This window comes from Streptomyces sp. R-74717 (assembly GCF_047305335.1).
Taxonomy (GTDB): Bacteria; Actinomycetota; Actinomycetes; order Streptomycetales; family Streptomycetaceae; genus Streptomyces; species Streptomyces atratus.
On record NZ_CP102361.1, the window covers coordinates 8,934,594 to 8,952,776 of the forward strand.

The 18,183-nt window shown below is 66.9% G+C and carries 22 protein-coding genes and 5 pseudogenes; 13 read left to right on the forward strand and 14 right to left on the reverse strand.

What is annotated here, in order from left to right; genetic code table 11:
• Positions 1–202 precede the first annotated feature (202 nt).
• Positions 203–496 (forward strand): annotated as a pseudogene (locus NRF20_RS40345) (MazG-like family protein).
• 21 nt (positions 497–517) lie between these two features.
• Here NRF20_RS40345 and NRF20_RS40350 read toward each other — a convergent pair.
• Positions 518–1,750 (reverse strand): PP2C family protein-serine/threonine phosphatase, encoded by a 1,233-nt coding sequence (locus tag NRF20_RS40350; RefSeq protein WP_413754666.1) that lies wholly within the window; start codon positions 1,748–1,750, stop codon positions 518–520.
• Between the two features lie 559 nt (positions 1,751–2,309).
• On the opposite strand from NRF20_RS40350, the pseudogene NRF20_RS40355 reads away from it, so the two are divergent.
• Positions 2,310–2,619: pseudogene (locus tag NRF20_RS40355) on the forward strand (transposase); the annotation flags it as partial.
• A gap of 89 nt (positions 2,620–2,708) precedes the next feature.
• Here NRF20_RS40355 and NRF20_RS40360 read toward each other — a convergent pair.
• Both NRF20_RS40360 and NRF20_RS40365 read right to left on the reverse strand, forming a co-directional pair.
• Positions 2,709–3,748 (reverse strand): annotated as a pseudogene (locus tag NRF20_RS40360) (IS481 family transposase); the annotation flags it as partial.
• A gap of 49 nt (positions 3,749–3,797) precedes the next feature.
• On the reverse strand, positions 3,798–4,196 hold the full coding sequence (locus tag NRF20_RS40365) for a VOC family protein (RefSeq protein ID WP_413754176.1): 399 nt from the start codon (positions 4,194–4,196) through the stop codon (positions 3,798–3,800).
• A 93-nt stretch (positions 4,197–4,289) separates the two neighbouring features.
• On the opposite strand from NRF20_RS40365, the gene NRF20_RS40370 reads away from it, so the two are divergent.
• The 3 genes from NRF20_RS40370 to NRF20_RS40380 are packed head-to-tail and all read left to right on the forward strand — an operon-like array spanning position 4,290 to position 6,270.
• A complete protein-coding gene (locus NRF20_RS40370; protein ID WP_413754177.1) occupies positions 4,290–5,279 on the forward strand; it encodes a helix-turn-helix transcriptional regulator in 990 nt (329 codons plus the stop codon).
• A 23-nt stretch (positions 5,280–5,302) separates the two neighbouring features.
• Positions 5,303–5,632, forward strand: a complete 330-nt coding sequence (locus NRF20_RS40375; protein ID WP_398634880.1) for a transposase — start codon at positions 5,303–5,305, stop codon at positions 5,630–5,632.
• Complete coding sequence (locus tag NRF20_RS40380) at positions 5,563–6,270, forward strand: hypothetical protein (RefSeq protein ID WP_398634879.1); 708 nt, start codon at positions 5,563–5,565, stop codon at positions 6,268–6,270. The genes NRF20_RS40375 and NRF20_RS40380 overlap by 70 nt, the downstream gene beginning before the upstream one ends.
• Here NRF20_RS40380 and NRF20_RS40385 read toward each other — a convergent pair.
• On the reverse strand, positions 6,251–6,607 hold the full coding sequence (locus NRF20_RS40385; protein WP_398634878.1) for a hypothetical protein: 357 nt from the start codon (positions 6,605–6,607) through the stop codon (positions 6,251–6,253). The genes NRF20_RS40380 and NRF20_RS40385 overlap by 20 nt on opposite strands.
• 1,342 nt (positions 6,608–7,949) lie before the next feature.
• On the opposite strand from NRF20_RS40385, the gene NRF20_RS40390 reads away from it, so the two are divergent.
• The 3 genes from NRF20_RS40390 to NRF20_RS40400 are packed head-to-tail and all read left to right on the forward strand — an operon-like array spanning position 7,950 to position 9,070.
• Positions 7,950–8,150, forward strand: coding sequence for a hypothetical protein (locus NRF20_RS40390; RefSeq protein ID WP_398634877.1), 201 nt, complete (start codon positions 7,950–7,952; stop codon positions 8,148–8,150).
• A 16-nt stretch (positions 8,151–8,166) separates the two neighbouring features.
• The gene (locus tag NRF20_RS40395; protein ID WP_398634876.1) at positions 8,167–8,829 is read left to right on the forward strand and encodes a HemK2/MTQ2 family protein methyltransferase; all 663 of its coding nucleotides are present in this window, start codon (positions 8,167–8,169) and stop codon (positions 8,827–8,829) included.
• 58 nt (positions 8,830–8,887) lie between these two features.
• Positions 8,888–9,070, forward strand: coding sequence for a CDGSH iron-sulfur domain-containing protein (locus NRF20_RS40400; RefSeq protein WP_413754178.1), 183 nt, complete (start codon positions 8,888–8,890; stop codon positions 9,068–9,070).
• On the opposite strand, the gene NRF20_RS40405 is transcribed toward NRF20_RS40400, so the two are convergent.
• The 10 genes from NRF20_RS40405 to NRF20_RS40450 all read right to left on the reverse strand — a co-directional run bounded on the left by NRF20_RS40405 (position 9,050) and on the right by NRF20_RS40450 (position 14,590).
• Positions 9,050–10,027 (reverse strand): iron-containing redox enzyme family protein, encoded by a 978-nt coding sequence (locus NRF20_RS40405; protein ID WP_413754179.1) that lies wholly within the window; start codon positions 10,025–10,027, stop codon positions 9,050–9,052. The two genes, NRF20_RS40400 and NRF20_RS40405, sit on opposite strands and share 21 nt — an antisense overlap.
• 455 nt (positions 10,028–10,482) lie before the next feature.
• Complete coding sequence (locus NRF20_RS40410) at positions 10,483–10,656, reverse strand: CsbD family protein (protein WP_114243090.1); 174 nt, start codon at positions 10,654–10,656, stop codon at positions 10,483–10,485.
• A gap of 16 nt (positions 10,657–10,672) precedes the next feature.
• Positions 10,673–11,080 carry a gas vesicle protein K gene (locus NRF20_RS40415; RefSeq protein WP_398634874.1) on the reverse strand — a complete coding sequence of 136 codons (408 nt, stop codon included), beginning with the start codon at positions 11,078–11,080 and terminating at the stop codon, positions 10,673–10,675.
• Positions 11,070–11,318 (reverse strand): gas vesicle protein, encoded by a 249-nt coding sequence (locus NRF20_RS40420; protein WP_398634873.1) that lies wholly within the window; start codon positions 11,316–11,318, stop codon positions 11,070–11,072. Before NRF20_RS40420 ends, NRF20_RS40415 begins: the two co-directional genes overlap by 11 nt.
• A complete protein-coding gene (locus NRF20_RS40425; protein ID WP_398634872.1) occupies positions 11,315–12,130 on the reverse strand; it encodes a GvpL/GvpF family gas vesicle protein in 816 nt (271 codons plus the stop codon). The genes NRF20_RS40420 and NRF20_RS40425 overlap by 4 nt, the downstream gene beginning before the upstream one ends.
• The gene (locus NRF20_RS40430) at positions 12,127–12,582 is read right to left on the reverse strand and encodes a gas vesicle protein (RefSeq protein WP_413754180.1); all 456 of its coding nucleotides are present in this window, start codon (positions 12,580–12,582) and stop codon (positions 12,127–12,129) included. The genes NRF20_RS40425 and NRF20_RS40430 overlap by 4 nt, the downstream gene beginning before the upstream one ends.
• 82 nt (positions 12,583–12,664) lie before the next feature.
• Positions 12,665–12,916 (reverse strand): gas vesicle protein GvpG, encoded by a 252-nt coding sequence (locus NRF20_RS40435; protein WP_398634871.1) that lies wholly within the window; start codon positions 12,914–12,916, stop codon positions 12,665–12,667.
• Between the two features lie 9 nt (positions 12,917–12,925).
• Positions 12,926–13,639, reverse strand: a complete 714-nt coding sequence (locus NRF20_RS40440; protein WP_398634870.1) for a GvpL/GvpF family gas vesicle protein — start codon at positions 13,637–13,639, stop codon at positions 12,926–12,928.
• A gap of 3 nt (positions 13,640–13,642) precedes the next feature.
• On the reverse strand, positions 13,643–14,107 hold the full coding sequence (locus NRF20_RS40445; protein ID WP_398634869.1) for a gas vesicle structural protein GvpA: 465 nt from the start codon (positions 14,105–14,107) through the stop codon (positions 13,643–13,645).
• A gap of 87 nt (positions 14,108–14,194) precedes the next feature.
• Positions 14,195–14,590, reverse strand: a complete 396-nt coding sequence (locus tag NRF20_RS40450) for a gas vesicle protein (RefSeq protein ID WP_382302671.1) — start codon at positions 14,588–14,590, stop codon at positions 14,195–14,197.
• A 468-nt stretch (positions 14,591–15,058) separates the two neighbouring features.
• On the opposite strand from NRF20_RS40450, the gene NRF20_RS40455 reads away from it, so the two are divergent.
• From NRF20_RS40455 to istA, 5 genes and pseudogenes are all read left to right on the forward strand, one after another.
• Positions 15,059–15,214: a DUF6131 family protein gene (locus NRF20_RS40455; RefSeq protein WP_229846355.1), complete on the forward strand. Its 156-nt coding sequence runs from the start codon at positions 15,059–15,061 to the stop codon at positions 15,212–15,214.
• 73 nt (positions 15,215–15,287) lie between these two features.
• Positions 15,288–15,503 (forward strand): annotated as a pseudogene (locus tag NRF20_RS40460) (LLM class F420-dependent oxidoreductase); the annotation flags it as partial.
• Positions 15,504–15,548: 45 nt separating this feature from the next.
• Positions 15,549–16,046 (forward strand): annotated as a pseudogene (locus NRF20_RS40465) (NAD(P)/FAD-dependent oxidoreductase); the annotation flags it as partial.
• A 50-nt stretch (positions 16,047–16,096) separates the two neighbouring features.
• Positions 16,097–16,570: a hypothetical protein gene (locus tag NRF20_RS40470; RefSeq protein ID WP_413754714.1), complete on the forward strand. Its 474-nt coding sequence runs from the start codon at positions 16,097–16,099 to the stop codon at positions 16,568–16,570.
• Positions 16,571–16,625: 55 nt separating this feature from the next.
• Positions 16,626–18,182, forward strand: coding sequence for an IS21 family transposase (istA, locus tag NRF20_RS40475; RefSeq protein ID WP_398634868.1), 1,557 nt, complete (start codon positions 16,626–16,628; stop codon positions 18,180–18,182).
• The last annotated feature ends 1 nt before the right edge of the window (position 18,183 follow it).

The following is an 18,183-nucleotide window of genomic DNA, read 5'->3' on the forward strand; positions in this document are numbered from 1 at the left end:
GCCGACGCGATGCAGCGCATTTGCATGGTGGCGCGTCCCCTGCAACGCCGAGGACGCCCGTACCCGAGGCCGGCGGTGGCCGGGGTGCGGGCGGGACAACCGTCTCACTGACCTGGACAGTCAGCCCGCGCCGTCGTCCAGGCGATCTCAGAATCGTTAGGACGACTCAGGAGAACGGCATGGACAGGACGCGTGGGACGGCGTGGAGCGGCTGCGGGACTGGCTCGACGCGGAGGCGGTCCCGGCCGCGGCCGGGGACGTCAAGCTGCTGCGCGTGCTCAAGATCGGGAGGAGTTCGGCGAGGTCGCGGAGGCCGTGCACGGGGCGCTGGGCGCCAACCCCCGTAAGGGTGCGTCCCGCACCTGGGCGGGACGTCCACAAGGAGCTGTGCGACGTTATCGTGACCAGCATGGTCGCGCTCGCGTCGTGCACGCCGGACGCGCGCAAGTTCCTGGACGATCACCACATAGGACACCGCCTTACAGGGCCGTCGTGAGCGCGGTGGTGGACGCCTCTGTCACAGGCGTAGGACGACCAGGGCGGTGTCGTCGGTGGCGCCGGCAGGTGGGGTCAGGTCGGCCAGGAGGGCGTCGGCGAGCGCTTCGGGATCGGCGCTCTGGTGGCGGGTGAGGGAGTCGGCAAGCCGGGTCAGGCCGACATCGATGTCCTCGCTGCGGCGCTCGATCAGCCCGTCGGTGTACAGCACAAGAGTGGCCCCCTCGGTGAACACGGTCTCGGCCTGGGGGCGGGGGATGTGTTCGGGGCGGGCGCCGAGCGGGGGGTCGGTGGCCTGGTCGAGGAAGTCCACGGTGCCGTCGGGGTGCAGCAGGGCTGGTGGAAGGTGGCCGGCGCTGCTGTAGGCGATGGTGCGGTTGGTGCCGTCGATGACGGACAAGACGGCCGTTGTCGATTCCGCGCCGTCGACCGAGCGGGCGTACAGGCCGAGGGCTTCCAGGGCCTGGGCGGGGCCGTCGGCGACGCGGGAAGCGGCGCTGAGGGCGCTGCGCAGCTGGCCCATGACGCAGGCAGCGGCGAGGCCGCAGCCGACGACATCGCCGACGGCCACCGCGATGCGGTCGCCAGGCAGGTCGACGAGGTCGTACCAGTCCCCGCACACGTTCAGCCCCCCGACCGCCGGGCGGTAGCGCACTGCTGCGCGGTGATGCCTCACAGGCCCGGGGGCGGGCAGCATTGCCTCTTGTAGGCTCAGGGCGACTTCGTGTTCGCAGGCGTGGGCCTCACGTAGCCGTTCGTTGACCCCCTGGAGTTCCCCGGCCCGGGTGTACAGCTCGGCTTCCAGTACCGTCGGCCGGTCTCCGCTGCCTCGGGCGCTGAGGGTGCGAACTAGCTCGGTGATGTCCTCCTCCCGGTGCAGCAGCAGCGCCACCCGCCCGTCCGGGCCGAAGACGGGGACGTTGACCGGACTCCAGTACCGCTCCTCCCACACCCCGGGCCGGTCCGGGTACTCCACGTCGTAGCGGTGCAGCGTCATGGCGTCGCACTCCCCGGTGGCAGCCACCCACCGCAGCGATGCCTGCAGCTTGCGCATGCCGGTCACGGCGGCGTCCTTGGGGTCGTCGGGGAATGCATCAAACAGGTAGCGGCCTACCACCTGGTCACGGGTACGCCCCATGCTGCTCAGGAACGCCTCATTGACGTCGACGTACACCAGGTCCGTGGTGAACAAGGCCACCGCGCTCGGCAGCGCCTGGAATACCGCCTCGTAGTCGACCCTGGATGCGTTCACGATGCCACCTGCCCACGACGCTATGTCGATCGTGTGCTCTTTCACGATAGGCACCAGCGGCGCTCTGGGCAGGTCAGCACTCCAGGGCACCGCAACCGCTGGGCGTGGGCGCGGACGAAAACATCCCAAACCAGTACTTGACCGGCTCGTCCTCGCCCTCGGGCCATTGCGCGATCAGCCAGCTCAGGCCGATGACACCGTCGGCCGCGGGCTTTGGGCGGGTCCCGCGAGCCGGACCCGCAGGAACACGAATCGGGAGGTCATCGCGGCTTTGGAGCCCTTGCGCCAGGTGACCGTCACCGCCTTCTTACGCCCGGCCTGTGGCAGGACACCGAGGTGCTGCTGTGGAAGCCGCCGACGTGAGGGTTCAGCATCGACGCCTTCTTCACCGGCGCCGGGCTGCGGAACTGGTACGTCAACGAAGAAGCCCCGTCACGCCGCCTGACGCATGAATTCCTCAGAGGGCGGTATGTGACGTGATGCCGCATCTTTCGTCACCGGAACGTATGGGACCGCAGCCTCCACGCTGACCAGAGGACTCGGCCGTGCTGGAGTGTCTGCCGTGAGCGACCGCCAGCCCTACAAGAGCGACTTACTCCGACGAGCGTTGGGCCCTGATCGAGCCCGTGATCACTGTCTGGAAGGCCCGACACCGCTCCGTCAGCGGCCACCAGGGCAACTACGACATGCGGGAGATCGTCAACGCCCTGCTGTACCAGTCCCGCACCGGCTGCCAGTGGGACTATCTCCCCCACGACCTGCCGCCCGCCGGCGCCGTGAAGTACTACTTCTACAAGTGGCGCGATGACGGCACCGACCAGACCGTCCACGACCTTTTGCGCTGGCAGGTGCGGGAGAAGAGGGGCCGATTAGCTGTGATGTCTCAGGACGTTGGTTCCACGACGTCCTCGAACGTCAGCTGCTGCGGGACGATGTCCAGCGGTTCCGGCGGCTGATCGAAGGTGACGCGGTAGTTGCTGCCGGCGGTCCGGCTGATCGGCGGCTTCCCGCCCAGGGCAGCGTGTGGCCGCTCGTGGTTGTAGTAGTTGAGGAAGTTGGCGAGCGCGGCGCGGCGTTCGTGCTTGGAGGTGTAGTTGCGCACGTAGGCCCACTCGCGGGCCAGTGTGCCGTTATAGCGTTCGACCTTGCCGTTCGTTCACGGTGTGTAGGGGCGGGTCCGCTTGTGCTTCGTGTCGGTCGCGGCGAGCGCTTCGGACCAGGTCCGGGAGCGGTAGCACGCCCCGTTGTCGGTCAGGACGCGGCGGATCGGCGTGATGCCATGGGCAGCGAAGAACGCCACGGCCCGGTGCCAGAAGGCGACCGCGGTCACGGCCTTCTCGTCGTCCAGGGCCTTGGTATAGGCGAGTCGCGAGTGGTCGTCGAGCGCGGAGTGGAGATACGTGTAGCCGACCTTCCCGGTGCCGGGACCAGCGCGTTTGGAGGCGCGGGCGGCCTCGGTTCCCACGCCATGCATGCGCCAGCCGCTGCCGGTGGGGATGCGTCCGAGCTTCTTGATGTCGACATGGGCCAGGTCGCCGACATGGTCGTGCTCGTAGCGGATGACTTCGCGCAGCTGCTCGCCGGTGGGCGGGTCGAGGTCGCGCAGTCGGTTGAGGCCTCGCCGGACCAGGATGCGGTGCACGGTGGCCGGCGCGACCCGTGACACCATGCAACCGCTGGAGATCGGCAGCGAGCCGGGCGGGCCCGTGCTTGGTCTGCCGCCGCAGAGCCTCCACGAGGTCGGCGATGTCCTCCGCAGTGCGGGCCGGGCTCGTAACCGGGCGCGAGGAACGGTCTAGCAGGCCGTCCTCGCCGTGCGTTCGCCACCGGGCGTACCACTTGGGCCAGGCAGCGTCGGGAGATCCCGGCTTCCGCCGCGACGTGCGCGATCGGCCGTCCGGCATCGATCCGCAGGCACAACCGCAGACGCCCCTCGGGGGTCAGCGGTGCGTTGCGGTGCCCCCTTTTGTTGGCGCCCCGGGGCTCGCCGGAGGCGTTCATCGGGAGCCCTGGCATCTCAGGGCTCCCGCGCGGGCGGCTGCGCCTGGCGTCAACGAGCGAACTTCGCGATGACCGCCGGGGTGACCGGGGTGAAGAAGTTGACGAGGTTGCCGTCGGGGTCGCGGAACAGCAGCGATCGGTTGCCCCAGGGCATCGTGGTGGGCTCGTTGACGAAGTCGGAGACGAAGCCGGTCAGGTTCCCGTGCACGCGGTCCACGTCGTCGACGAGGAACTCGATGATCAAGCTGTGGTTGTCGGCCGGGCGAGCGGCGCCCGGCGCGAACAGCGGCACAGTGCGGGTGCTGCCGATGGCGAGGGTGGCGCTGGGGGTCTTGAGTTCGGCGAAATCCTCGGTGGACCAGGCCGCCTGCACCCCGGTGGCCTTCTCGTAGAACTCGACGAGGCGCGCGATGTCGCCGGTGATGATCCGGATCGAGACGAAGTCCATGGTGTTCTCCCTAGATTCGTGGAGCCGTTGCACTTCGCACGCTAGAACAAATAGCGGACAGAATCGGTCCAGTATTGTCGCTAGGCTCTGGGTATGTCTCGACCTACTGGCCGCGTGCTCACCCTCCTGGAACTGCTGCAGTCGGGGGGCATCCGGACGGTTGCCGAACTGGCCGACCAGCTCGGCGTCGACGGCCGCACCGTGCGGCGGTATGTGGACCACTTGATCGACCTCGACGTGCCTGTCGAGGCGGTGCGCGGCCGCTACGGTGGCTACCGACTCGGCCCCGGCTACCGCTTGCCTCCGCTCATGCTCAGCAACGACGAGGCGCTCGCCGTGCTGCTCGGCTTGGTCGCCGGCCGCCGAGCGGGGTTGATGACGACGGCGGACACGGCGGGCGAGACGGCTGCGGCCAAGATCCGCAGGGTGCTGCCCGAGCGCGTCGCCCGCCGACTCGACACGGTCCTGGAATCCCTCGCCTTCACGACTTCGCCCGGCGAGTTCGCCACCCCCGACGCCGGGGTCCTGCTCACCATCGCCGATGCGGTACGCCATCGCCGACCGGTCTCAATCAGGTACACCGACCGCGACGGCCGGCGCAGCGAACGCAGGCTGCACCCGTACGGGATCGTCGCCCATTCGGGCCGGTGGTACGTCACGGGCACGGACCCCGAGATCGGCGAGGACCGGACCTTCCGGCTCGATCGCATCGCAGACGCGAGGACCCTGCCCGGCTCATTCGAGGCGCCCGTGGGCCCCGGTCCGGCACAGCGCGTCCTGTCCGGGTTCGCTACGGCTGAGTACCGGCATCAGGTGACCTTGCGGATCCACGGGACGGTCGAGCAGATCCGGGCCCGACTTCCCGCCAGCGTCGCGAGCGTGGACGAGCCCGCGCCCGCGGCAGGCGCGGATCCGGAGACCGAGCGCTGGCTGCGTGTCGAGCTACGGGCGGAGCAGCTCGACTGGTTGCCTCCAGTACTCGCCTCACTCGACCGGCCGTTTGTCATCGAATGCCCAGATGAACTGCGCGGCCTCGTCATCGCGTTCGCCGACCGCCTCGCGTCCTACGCCCGCCAAGCCTGACAGCGGGGAACCAATGTCATGAGATGGCACAATTGGCCGACCCCAGCCTGGTAGTGCTCGACACCCAGAGCCTGCACGCCGCCGCCGGAGTCCCGGCCGACACGACCGGCCGGGACGCGAACAAGAAGGTGCCGGGACGCAAGCGGGGACTGGCCGTTGACGTGCTGAGCCTGGTGATCGCGGTGGCGGTGCTGGCCGCCTCTGTCCAGGACAACGCCGTCGGCACCGCGCTGCTGGACAAGGTGATCGCCAGCACCGAGCCGGGCGCCGTGAAGAAGGCCCGGTGGACCAGGGGTTCAAGAACACCGTCAAGGACCACGGGGCGAAGGTGGGCATCGAGATCGAAGTGGTGAAACGCAACCCTGGCGACACCGGGTTCGTCCCGCAGCCCAAGAGATGGGTGGTGGAGCAGACGAACGGGGTCGTGATGCTGCACCGCAGGCTGGTGCGCGACTACCTACGAGCATCGGCCCGCCTCGGCCGAGTCGAGGGTGTACTGGGCCATAAGCGACCGCATGTCGAGGATGCTGACCGGGACCTCCGCTCCCACCTGGCGCGGCGCATGACCGGTGGAGAGCTGATCTTGGGGGCGGTGCTGGTGCGGCTGGAAGAGCGGGAGCGGGAGCGGGAGATCGTCGCACAGGCCGAGGCGGCCCGGGAGAAGATCGCGGAGCTGACCGCGCTGCTGGACGGGTTCGACACGGCCGCCGAGGAGATCCGGATCACTCGCAAGACGCTGTTGGAGCTTCCCGATCCGCGGCCACCCACGCCGCCGGCCCCGAAGCTGCCGGATCATCCTGCCTACCAGCAGATCATGGCGGTGCTCGCCACAGCCGACGCCCCGTTGCGGGCGCGGGCGGTGTGCGGGGCGATGGACGTGGAGATCGCGCCCAACAACGTCAACAACGTCCGCCTGAAGCTCAAGCGGCTGGTCGAACGCGGGATCCTCGTTGAGGCCGAGCAGGGGTTGTTCACCCGGCTGCGGCCATAGCCGCCCAGCAGTCGCCGTTGTCTGTGCGGACGACCACCGGCCATGCGTCCGGGTCCGCGGGGCTCGTCCTCCAGTAGAAGGAGTCCCCCGAATTGGACTCCGCCCAGCAGATCAGGCCTCCCCGCTGCGGGAAGGGAACGTAGCCCTCGGTGTCGCCCATCTCGTACAGATCCTGAAGGATCTCGTCCTCCCTGGACTCGGACGCCCATGACGCCTCGGCGCCGGGCCGGGGAACGGACACCTTCAGGAAGTCGTCGACGACCAGGATCGGATACGCCTCAGTCAGAGAGCGGAAGTCCGAGGGCAGCCCAGTCCACGCTGCGTCCGCCTGGCACACGCCACCGTGCAATCGAAGGAAGCGCGGCCTCCAGCTCTTCGACCCTCAGCAGCGCCGGACACAACCCTCGGGAGCCCGCAACCTGCTTCTCGCCGTGCCTGACGTCGCAGTCTGACGTTTCCTGCGCTTCTGGGGACTTGGTGTGGTTGTACGCCGCAAATTCCGGGAGCACGCCGTGATCGTCGTCCTGGGGCTCATCATCCTGATCGCCGCGGTAGTCGTCGCCGTGGCTGGCGTTCTCACCAACTCTGGCAGGCACACCATCTCACCGACGGCTTCTCGGTATTCGGATGCCACGTGACCGGTTCCACCGGCACGCTATTCCTCTACAGCATCGCCGTCGGGGCGCTGGCCGTCTTGGGGCTGAGCCTGCTCATCGCCGCTGTACGCCGCCCGTCCCGCCATTCCAGAACCTCGCGCCGGGACCTCGGACAGCCCGCCCGGCCGCGAGTCGGTCGCAGATCGCAACGACGCAATCGGTCACCGCCAGGCTGGCCGCGCAGAGACTGCACCTGCGCGGGGGAGCGACCGACCCTTCTTCCCGGCGTTCATCCACGAGTTCAGCGACTGACGCACAACGCAAGGACGAGACCGATGACCGCGGAACCCACCCCTGAGGGCCCCGGACCCGTCCCCAGCCGGCCGGATCCGGTGCCGCACGACCCACAACGTCCGCCCGAACCAGGCCCCAGCGAACCTCAACCCCAGCCAGACCCGGAGCCACCCCCGGGCCCCGGAACCCGCCCGGTCCCCGAGCCGCCTGACTGACCGGGGCGCTACGGTCCTTCTTTCCAGTCCTTCTTTCCCCGGACACTCGTGAGTCCGACGTCCTACCGATTGCGGCCCCAGAGTGATCGGCGCAAGGTGGATACGTCAGGGCCTTTCCAGCGAAGGGCAGAGTCTTCATGGGTAAGGGAGAGGCGAAGGCGAAGAAGGTACTGAAGGAAACCGTCGGCGGGACGACAAGGGCCCGCAGGCAGAGGGACGCGGCGAGAAGAGACGCGCAGGGCAGATGCCCGCGGCAAAGATTGCTGATGGAGACGGTCGGCCTCGGTCGCAGAGTGGGCCAGGTACCCGGACCGCATCCGGGCTTGTTGTGCGGCCGTCATGGCGCGCATCCGCTCGAGGTTGCCGGATGCAGCTGAGGACGGTCGAGGTCAGGCGCGGCCACCCGGCTTAAGGAGCCGTGATGTTGCTTCCGGGTGGTCACAGGCACGTGGCTGCTACGACGCCGACCGGGCTGTGATGGTCGCACGGACGCACGAGCAGTTCCGCTGGACGGCCGACGGCTGGACGGCCAAAGCAGAGCTGCCCCAGCCGGATTTGCCAGGCCCCCCAGTTCGTGCTGCCGGACGGCATCGCGGATTCCATCCCGTGCGGTGACGACGTCGACACCTTCGTTGTGGCAGCCGCAGCGCGTCTTACCGAAGCGGGCTTCTCGGAGATCGCCTTCGTCCAGGTCGTCGGTGACCATCAGCGGCCCTTCCTTGACTGGAAGGAAAGGAAAAGAGCCTGCTACCGCTACCCGCCCTGCGATCTCTGAAAGACGGGCATGACACTTGAAGTTCCTCAAGCCTCCGGGTGTTTACGCGCCGCAGGAAGACACAGTCATGCTGGTATCCGCTCTGCGGCGCGAACATCTGTCACCTGGAGCCGAGGTGCTCGACGTGGGTTCCGGTACCGGCGCAGCGGCGATCGCTGCCGCCCGCTTCGGTGTTGCCCGTGTAACCGCCATCGACACTTCGGCCGCGGCGGTGCTCACCACACGACTTAACGCACTGCTGTCCGGGTATGCACGGGTGATTCGGACCAGCCGGGGCGACTTGACGGAGCCTGTAACCGGCCTGAGGTTCGACCTGGTGCTGGCGAACCCGCCGTACGTACCGTCCGCGAACGCCCGCGTACCGCGTCGCGGTATTGCTCGGGCCTGGGAGGCGGGGATCGACGGCCGGGCGGTGCTCGACCGGCTCTGTGCCAAGGTCCCCGCTCTGCTGCGCCCCGGAGGTGTGCTGCTCGCGGTCCACTCCGTGCTGAGCAACCCAGCGATGACCCTGGCGCGGCTGGCTGAAGCCGGATTGGACGTGGCTGTGACCGACCGCCGATTCGTTCCCTTCGGGCCCGTCCTGCGAGAACGGGCCGACTGGCTGGAGACCCAAGGCCTGATCGAGCCCGGCCAGGAGAAAGAGGAACTGGTGGTGATCCGTGCAGAACAGCCATACTGAACCGGAGACCGCACCTCGGGCAGTTGCACGGCGCGTCATGCAGGAGCCGGGCGGACCCATGCTCGTGGAAGGGCCCGTCGAAGTGGTCCAGGAGGACGGCACCATTGCCCGCTCGGACCGGCCTGTCGTCGCACTGTGTACCTGCCGGCGGAGCCTCATCTTCCCTTGGTGCGACACGAGCCACCGCGGCCGGAAGAGGCCGAAAGCCCCACCGCCGGCCTCAGAGCGGCACACAGACTGAGGACTCGCCGCCCCGCCATGCGCCGAGCAACTGCTCCCCGAACCGGTCTTCCAACCATCCGGTGGCTGCGATACCGAAGGCGACGTCCGGTGCCAGATCCGGCTCCTCCTGGAGCAGACCGGCGACGACCTCATGCCGTACGAGCTGCTCATGCACGGCGTCGGCCTCCACATGCTCCGCGTAGAAGTGGATGGCCGCAGGCCCGGCACCGGCCCGCTTCAATGCCTGAGCGAGGCGCCGCGACCCTGGTGGCGATGTGGTCTCCACTGAGGCGAAGTGACCGACCAGCGCACCACGGTGTGAGCGGTGGAGTCCAAAGAGTGACATGAGGTTGACGGTTGCGAGCATCTGCCGAGAGCCAGCGTCGACATAGCGCCCATACGAGGTGTCCAGGTTGAGGTCCGCCATCAGATCGGCGAACAGCTTCGAGTGGACTTGTTCCGCCCGTCCCGCTCCGAATTCGTCGTACTCCACAGCGGCCATTCCTGCCTTGGCCCGGCCCGTCAGGCGAGGGATCACCCACACGTGCGGATCGGCCTCCTTGAGGTGGTACAGCGAGCGGTGGGCGGCGTACTCGCGCAGATGCCACAGCTCGCCCTCGTCCCGCAGGAAGTACGACACGCCGTCGACGTCCGCCGGCTCCAGAACGAGTTTGTCCAGCGCGCTGCCGACGTCCTCGGCCACCGGCACGTCAGCGCGCAAGGCCACCATGAACTCCCGCTCCAGCGCGGCACGCACCCTGAGCAGTTCCGGATCCCACTCCCAGGCGCCGTCCACACCGGCGAAGCCGCGGTAGTGCAACTCGTAGCAGAGGTACAGGGCGAGTTGGAGGTCATCGCCGTACGGGTCGGCACCCGCTACCAGGTGTATGTCGGGCAGGCTGCGCCGACCCGGTTCCCGGCCGAGCGTCTCGATCAGAGCGGCGGACACCTCGCCTCGGGTTTCCGGGAGCTGCACGGTGCTTCCCTTCCTTGGCATTCGTCTCCATCGCCCTTGCGACGGGTCTCCCAGCTTCGCGTTCCACCTCGTCCACATCGGAATCAGGATCGCTCACAACCAGCATTTCCGCATCGAGTGGAGGACGGAGAGCTTCGCCAGGGCTTCGGACTCGGAGCAGCCCACAACGGGGACTCTGACGGGCGTGTGATTTCCCATACCCGTCGGCGTTTAGAGAAACGGGCGCCCAGTGGTTACGGAGACGTTCGCGCACATTCGTTTCAGCGGCCCGTTGCATATCCGGTCCACCCGGACATACATGAAGTGAGCGCAGACAAACACCCTCCTCAGCGCCTCGTACACCGAGCGCGCACTGTCCCGCCGCCAGCTGCGTCGATTGCAGCGAGCCGACAGTTGCTCCGCTGCCCGCCCGCCCTTGTTCGGAGTGTGGCAGCGGGTCAGTGCTGCATGTTCCTTCAGTGCCTGAAGGTGTCCTTGCCCTTCTCCACTGCCTGCTTCACTTTGCCCTTCATCTTTTGGGCCCTCCCCTTTCCCTCCAGGCTTTCGTTACCCACGGCCCGCCCGACCGTTTCCTTTGTTTTCCCCTCTGCGATTTTGCCTATGTTCTTGGACTTCTTTCCGATACCCATTTCGCTCTCCCTGGGGTCATTCGGGTGGTGGCAGCAGAGTTCCGAGAGGTCCGAGATTCAAGTTGAGATCTTGCATGGAAAGGTCGTATCGAGAGCAGAGTTCAATCATACGACTGTGCAGAATCATCAAAGTTGCTCCGAGGCGCTCCTCCTGTTCCTCAGTGAGGTCTCCTGCGTCGACCCGCTGAAGGGCCTGGCGTTCCATGAGCTGTCGTAGCAGTTCGACGAGTGTGAGTACGAGTTTGATCAGGTCCCGTTCCACTGTGTCCGGGTCGGTAGTGATCCGGTGGGCCGGCCTTCGCACCTCCGCACCGCCCCGGGGCAGGATGTCCTGCGGCACTGCGGGCAGCATGCGGAAGGCGCGGGCGGCGGCATCGGCGATCTCGTCCAGGCGGCTTCCGGGCGGACGGTCCTCACCTGTCATGGTCGTCTCCTATGGGTGCTGAGATGGCATGCCACGGGGAAGGATTCTGTTGGCTGATGGAGACGATCAGCGCGCGCAGCGATATGCGTACGAGGTCGATGTCGGCGATGGAGAGCACGACGTCACCGGTGAGGACCACGCCTCCGCTGAGCAACCGGTCCAGCAGGTCGATCAGTGCGATCTGCCGTTGTGGCAGCGGCTCCTCCGGCGTGGCCTCTGGCCTGCTCGCCGCCCTCACGGCGTGGCCCTCTTCAGCGGTTCGGCTTCGGCGAGGGTGGCGAAGGAGTACGGGGCCCACGGCCCGGTGACTTCGACGCGTACCCCGGGTAGTCCTTCCGCGGCCTGCATGACATCGGCGCGGAAGTCTTCGGCCTGTTGCAGCGGCACAAGGTAGGCGTCGTTGATGACGTTCTCTCCCGGCCCGCGGGCGAGTTCGCCTTGCTGCGGCCGGTGCTGGACGCGATCAACCGCATAAGCGCGGGCGGCGGCCTCGACCCGCTCGGCTGCCTGTTCGGCGCCCCGATAGGCGTCTTCGCGGGCGTGTCGCTGTGCTCTGCGCTGGCTGAGGTAGGCCCGCCCGGGGCTCAGACCCGCATCTGTGGGTGGGCCTGCTGGCCTCTCGGTCTCAGCGGCCGCTTCGACATAGATCTTGACGCCCCACTCCACCTGCGCTGCCAGGTCGGTCAGTCTGCCGGCAAACGCCTCGTGGCGGGCCCGGAGCATGAGTCGCACCCGCTCGTCGTCGAGGTATACCGTCGCCAGACGCAGTGGCAGGACGGCGGTGCGGGCGGCCAAGGCCTCAATCACTCGGTGATGGGCGCGGGCGACTGACTCCAGCCAGTTCAAGTCCTCAAGATGCGCTCGCAGCGCGGCTTCTTGGAAGTCTCGCTCGGGTACCGGGCTCACGGCGACCACCACATCGTCGCTGTGTTCTACACGCACTAGATGCACCGGCGCCTCCGCCACTCCAGGGAGCCCGGACAGAGCTTTTTCCAGCGATCCGTCGGCGTCCCGTGCTACGGCGTACGCATAGGAGACCGTGGCGGTCATGGCTCGTCCCGCCTCTCGCTGCGGGGGCTGGGCTCTGCTCGTTTGGTGTGTGCGGTGCGTGAGGTGCGCCGGGGAGCCGCAGCGCGGCTCTCCTCGTCCTTGACCCGTGGCAGCTCATGGTCCTCGCGCAGCGCCGTGATTTCAGCCTGCAGCCGTTTGTTCTCCTCGGCGAGTGAGCGGTATCCGTCGTTGGCGCGTGACGACAGTGAGGGATCGTGCTCCCACCAGTCAATGCCCATTTCCTTCGCTTTGTCCACCGAAGCGATCAGCAGGCGCAGCTTGATGGTAAGTAGTTCGATGTCCAGGAGGTTGATTTGGATATCGCCTGCGATGACGATGCCTTTGTCCAGGACGCGCTCCAGGATGTCGGCGAGATTGGCCGAGGAGCCCTGGCCATACGGGGCGGACCTGGACGGGAGGTCGCCCAGCCTCCTGGCGACGGGTTCGGTCACGGCCGCTGCACCTCAATTCGCTGGTGTCCCCGAGCTTCGACGGGAGCGCGTGGCAATGCGCCCGTTCCACCGGCTGCCGCGATCAGGTATCGACGCCCTGGACATGGGCCCTGATCTCGTCCAGCCGGTCCAGCAACTCGTCCTCGCGCCGGTCGAAGGTTTCCTCGTCGATGTCTCCCGCCACGAGCGCTCGCTCAAGTGCGGCGAGTTCCCGTTCGACGGGTGCCGGGTCGTAGTACTCGTTCTCCGCGGCCTCGACGACGCGCTCCATGACCCAGGCCACGCCACGCACCGGCGCCAGCGGAAAAGTCGCGAGTTGAGTCAGCAGTCCCATGAGCACTCCTTAGACGAAGCTGTAGGCGGGCAGCGGGCCGACCAGTCGCAGGTCGAAGTCCTCGCCCAGTTCCTTGGCGATGTCCTGTTCCGCGCCGAGGAAGGTCTTCTCGTTGTCCCGCTCCACAAGGAAGGACACATTCAGGAAGTCGTTCCCGGTCGGCTGCGACGAGCGTTCTTCCCGCGCGAGTCCGCGCAGCGCATCGAGGACTGCGACGGCGAGCCGATCCTGCCGCGCCTGCACTTCCTGGGAGACCAGCTCCCCGAGGGCGAGCGGCAGTTTCGGGCTGCTGCGGCCGCTTCTGATCTCCTCGTTGAGCTCGCGCGCCTCGTCGGACTCCTGAAGGATTTGGCGCAACAGCGCATCCTCGTCCTGGGCGGCCTTCAGGTGGTATTCCACGCAGCCCTCCAGCGCCCGCAAGCGTTCGCTGAAATTATCCGTACCGTCCTCCAGGACCGCTCGTACAGCGTCGTCGTCCGTGGTGGTGAAGCCGAACTGCAGCGGCAAAACGGTGCCGTCGGCCATCAGTTGTTCCTGGACGGCCTGGTGTGCGCTGAGGTCTCGGCGTTTGGGACGCAGCTCCTCGGGCGCGTCGCTGACGACCGCGGACAGCATTTTGGTGCGCACCGTGCGGAGGGTCGCAGGTGGGTCCCCCACCCCGTGGAGGCCGTCCAAGCGCTGCGGATGGGTGGCCCTGACAATGGAATACACGTATACGGCCATGGTTCACTCCTCGCGGCGTCGGGCGGCAGGCCGACGCCGCGGCCGCTCCCGCCTCTCCTCGGGCTCCTTGCGCCTCTTTTCTGACTGCTCGGCCTCCTCGTCGTCATGTCCTCCCTTCAGGGCATCGGTCAGCACGTCAGCGGCCCCGCTCAGAGCACCCTTGGCTTTGCCATGCGCTCCGCCCTCGGTCACCTCGCCGACCAGGTCGGTCAGCTGAGACGGAGCTTTGCGGCCCTCCTCCAGGTCGAGGCGGTTGCAGGCCTCCGCGAAGCGCAGGTAGGTATCCACGCTCGCCACGACGATGCGGGCATCGATCTTGAGGATCTCGATGCCCACCAAGGACACACGTACAAAGACATCGATCACCAGGCCACGGTCCAGAATCAGCTCGAGGATGTCGTAAAGGTTCCCCGACCTTCCTCCGCCGGCCCTGGAAACGGTTCCTCCGCCCTGCGGCACCATAGTCATGGTGCCTCCTTTCAGCAGCTCACACGTGGCTCCGGACGAGGCCGTTTCCGTTCGTCCGGCGAGCGGTGCAGCACTGGTATTCCGGCCCTAGCCACGCGGGTCGATCTGGGCTCGGGTGTAGCGGCGGGTGCGCTCGTAAGCCAGCAGTTCGCCTTCCTCGTCCAGCGTCACCCGGTAACTCGCCATCACGCTGGTAGTACCGGGGATACGCTCCAGCTCCAAAACTTCCACGTCCGCCTGCCAGCCGCCCTCCGTCGGCTTCACTGCCGAGACGGACTCGGGTGCTCGCCCCAAAAGCTCCTGGAGCTGCTCAGCCGCATACCGCATGGCCCGCGGGGCCGAAACCCGACGGACCGCACGCTTCGTTTCGCTCGTACGGCTGCTGGCCCGTCCGGTGCTGGTTTTTCTGGCGGTCTTCTTGACGGGCTTCTTGCTGGACGGACGCCGGACGCGCCCTGTCTCGTCCTCTTCGCCTACGGCCATGTTCCCGCCCCGGAATCGGAGATGACATGATGCCCGCGTCACCTTCACAAGACGCCGTTCCATGATATACGGCCTGGGCTTACCGCATCTCGGAGCTCGCACATTGCTTCAGCGCCGGGCACAGCCTCCTAACCACGCGCCGTAGCCCCACACTGGCTGCATAGCGCCATCGCTGCCGCATGAGAAACGCTGTGAGTGGTGGGGTGGTGGGCAGGCTATCCCCCAAGGAAGGAATCGCTTCCACTGAGGCCCTGGGCGCTGATGACGAACGCAAACGGCGATCAGTATCATGCGCGTTTCGCAAGTGGTGGAACGCCGGCGTTTACCCTTGTTGACCTGTTCTCCGACGGCCCACCGTCGGAGAACAGGTCACGGCAGGCGCATGTGTCCATTCCCTGAGCAGTTGCCCTTGCGGTGTGCAGGGATCACAGTAAAAAAGAGAGGGCATGTGCGAGATCGGAGCACATCGTGATCATTCTCGGTATTATTTTGCTTGTCGTCGGGTTCGTGACCGGGATCTCCATACTGTGGACAATCGGGATTGTTCTCGCGGTTATCGGGGTTGTCTTGTGGATCCTGGGGTCACTGGGGCACGCGGTCGCTGGTCGAAGGCACTACTGGTAGCCCGGCAGAGTCTCGCCACTCAGCGACTTGTGGAGGTGTTTTCTGGCCTTTGGTTGAAGGCCGCCGCAGCTTTCAGGTACTGCCGACCCCGAAACACTTCGAGCAGGCCTCCGAACTGGTCACCGAAGGAATAGTCCGTGACAACGTCGTCTGCGGCGTGGATGAGCATGTGCGGGCGGTCCGCGCCTATGTGGAGGCCGACTTCGACGAGGTGTACGTCAACCAGATCGGACCGGATCCGCAGGGGTTCTTCGGCATCTACAGCACCAGCGTCCTGCCTCAGCTTCGTGATGGCTGCAGACTGATTCATGACCTGACCCTCCTCCGTCACGACGTGGACAACGGGGCACTCAATGTCCCGGTCAAAGCGGAAGCCGAGGAGCCATGGCTACAGAACGCCGGACTGTTGACGAGTCGTACTGGATCGCCACCACGCCGCGTACCGGCTATCCGCCCCCCCAGCACCGACCTGACCGCAGACGTCGCAGTCATCGGCGGCGGCATCACCGGCCTCTGCACCTCATGGGAACTGGTCCGGGCGGGTCTGGACGTTGTCGTCCTGGAGGCGGACCGGATCGCCGCGGGCGTGACCGGATACACCACGGCCAGACTGACAGCTGAGCATGGCTTGGTGTACGCGCAGTTGGAAGCGAAGCACGGCGCCGGCAGCGCCCGGCTGTACGCGCTAACACAACAGGACGCGCTCGACCGGACGGCCGCTCTCTGCGCCGAACAGAACATCGACGCCGACCTGGAGCACGCACCCGCCTACACCTACACACGGGATCCGCAGCACATCGATGAGGTCAGGGACGAGGCAGAGGCCGCACGGCGGGCAGGACCGACGCGTCCTTCGCGACCGACACGGAACTGCCCTTCGAGGTGGCCGGTGCAGTACGCGTGGCGGGGCAGTTGCAGTTCCATCTGCGGAATTTCCTGCTGTCTCTGGCTGAGAAGGTCGTCGCCGCAGGGGGGATCTGCGAGCGCACCCGGGTCACCGAACTCCACGACGGCTCCCGATGCCGTCTCTCCGTCGAGGGCGGCCTCACGGTTGAGGCACGCGATGCCGTTGTCGCGACGCACTACCCCGTCTTCGACCGCACGCTGCTGTTCACTCGGCTCAAGCCGAGGAGGGAACTGGTGATCGCGGCACCGGTAAGGCGTGAAGACGTCCCCGCAGGCATGTACATCACACCAGACGGCGTTCGTTCGATGCGCATTGCGCCCTACGAGGAAGGTCGCCGGCTGCTCATCGTCACTGGCGAGTCGTTCGAACCGGGGGCAGGAAAGTACGGGAGAGGTTCGCGCTGTCGGCGTCGTTTGAACCGTGACCCTCTGGGGGCGGATCAAATCTGACTCACTTCGTGGCATCCATACGAACCTGATCTTGATTGGAGATCGGGAGGAAAGGGTGATCCAAGTGGAGGACTGGGCAGAGATCCGCAGGCTGCATCGGGCCGAGGAGATGCCGATCAGGGCGATCGCCCGGCATCTGGGCATCTCGAAGAACACGGTGAAGCGTGCGCTGTCCACCGACCGGCCGCCGGTGTACTCGAGGCCGCTGAAGGGCTCGGCGGTCGACATGGTCGAGCCACAGATTCGTGAGCTGCTGAAACAGACCCCGACGATGCCGGCGACGGTGATCGCGGAGCGGATCGGCTGGGAGCGCGGGATGACGATCCTCAAAGACCGCGTCCGCGAGCTGCGGCCCGCCTACCTTCCCGTCGATCCGGTCTCGCGCACGACGTACCGGCCCGGCGAGCTGGCCCAGTGCGACCTGTGGTTCCCGTCGGCCGATATCCCGCGCGGTTACGGGCAGCAGGGCCGGCCGCCCGTGCTCGTGATGGTCTCGGGCTACTCGCGGATCATCACCGCCCGGATGCTGCCGACCCGGATGACGGGCGACCTGATCGACGGTCACTGGCAGCTGCTCAAGCAGTGGGGTGCGGTGCCGCGGATGCTGGTGTGGGACAACGAGGCCGGTATCGGCCAGGGCAAGGTCACAGCCGATTTCGCCGCGTTCGCCGGAATGCTCGCGACCAGGGTGTTCCTCTGCCGCCCCCGGGATCCAGAAGCGAAAGGGCTGGTCGAGCGGGCCAATGGGTATCTCGAGTCGAGCTTCCTGCCTGGCCGCACCTTCAGCGGACCCGCCGATTTCAACACCCAGCTGACCACCTGGCTGACCACCGCCAACCGGCGGATCCACCGCACCCTGGGCGCCCGCCCGATCGACCGGTGGGAGGCCGACCTGGCCGGCATGTTCCCACTGCCGCCCGTCGATCCGCCCCGCTGGTTCCGCTTCCACACCCGCCTGGGCCGCGACCACTACATCCGCGTCGACACCGTCGACTACTCCGTCCATCCTCTGGCCATCGGCAAGCGGATCCAGGTCAGCACCGACGCCGACGAGGTCATCGCCGTACTTTCTCCCGGTGGAGCTGTCGTGGCCCGCCATCCGCGCTGCTGGGGCAAGCACCAGACGATCACCGATCCCGATCACGCCCGCACCGCGAAGGCCCTGCGCGGCGATTTCCGTCACCACCTCGCCTCCCAGGCCCGCCAGGCGGCCGCCACCGGTGACCTCATCGAGGTCGAACAGCGCCAACCGGATACACCTACGACCAGGTGTTCACCTCGCGCGAAGACAGCACCGGTGGCGACGAGAGCGAAGGTGATGAGGTGTTCTGACATGGCCCGCACCACCACGACGGCATCCACGCCGGCCAGGGAGAAGAACGGCAGCGGCCGGACCGGTGAGCAGACCGCCTCCGACCTGGCCTTCTACTCCCGTGCGCGGCCGCGGACGGCAACTCGGCCGCATCCCCACCGCGACTGCAGAAGCCGACTGAACCACCACAACCACAGGCCACGTGGGTCACGATTCAACCGGCCAAAGTGGGTCCAAGTTCAGGTTCTGGATCACTTTCCGTGCTCAGGCCACGGAGGGTCACCACAACCGCAATCATGAA

Bases quoted from the DNA above. Each gene is read 5' to 3' on its own strand.
- NRF20_RS40440 (WP_398634870.1), bottom strand. From the start codon at position 13,639: ATGGCCGTATACGTGTATTCCATTGTCAGGGCCACCCATCCGCAGCGC.
- NRF20_RS40410 (WP_114243090.1), bottom strand. From the start codon at position 10,656: ATGGGTATCGGAAAGAAGTCCAAGAACATAGGCAAAATCGCAGAGGGG.
- NRF20_RS40445 (WP_398634869.1), bottom strand. From the start codon at position 14,107: ATGACTATGGTGCCGCAGGGCGGAGGAACCGTTTCCAGGGCCGGCGGA.
- NRF20_RS40365 (WP_413754176.1), bottom strand. From the start codon at position 4,196: ATGGACTTCGTCTCGATCCGGATCATCACCGGCGACATCGCGCGCCTC.
- NRF20_RS40415 (WP_398634874.1), bottom strand. From the start codon at position 11,080: ATGACAGGTGAGGACCGTCCGCCCGGAAGCCGCCTGGACGAGATCGCC.
- NRF20_RS40435 (WP_398634871.1), bottom strand. From the start codon at position 12,916: ATGGGACTGCTGACTCAACTCGCGACTTTTCCGCTGGCGCCGGTGCGT.
- NRF20_RS40375 (WP_398634880.1), top strand. From the start codon at position 5,303: ATGGCACAATTGGCCGACCCCAGCCTGGTAGTGCTCGACACCCAGAGC.
- NRF20_RS40425 (WP_398634872.1), bottom strand. From the start codon at position 12,130: ATGACCGCCACGGTCTCCTATGCGTACGCCGTAGCACGGGACGCCGAC.
- NRF20_RS40400 (WP_413754178.1), top strand. From the start codon at position 8,888: ATGCTCGTGGAAGGGCCCGTCGAAGTGGTCCAGGAGGACGGCACCATT.
- NRF20_RS40370 (WP_413754177.1), top strand. From the start codon at position 4,290: ATGTCTCGACCTACTGGCCGCGTGCTCACCCTCCTGGAACTGCTGCAG.
- NRF20_RS40450 (WP_382302671.1), bottom strand. From the start codon at position 14,590: ATGGCCGTAGGCGAAGAGGACGAGACAGGGCGCGTCCGGCGTCCGTCC.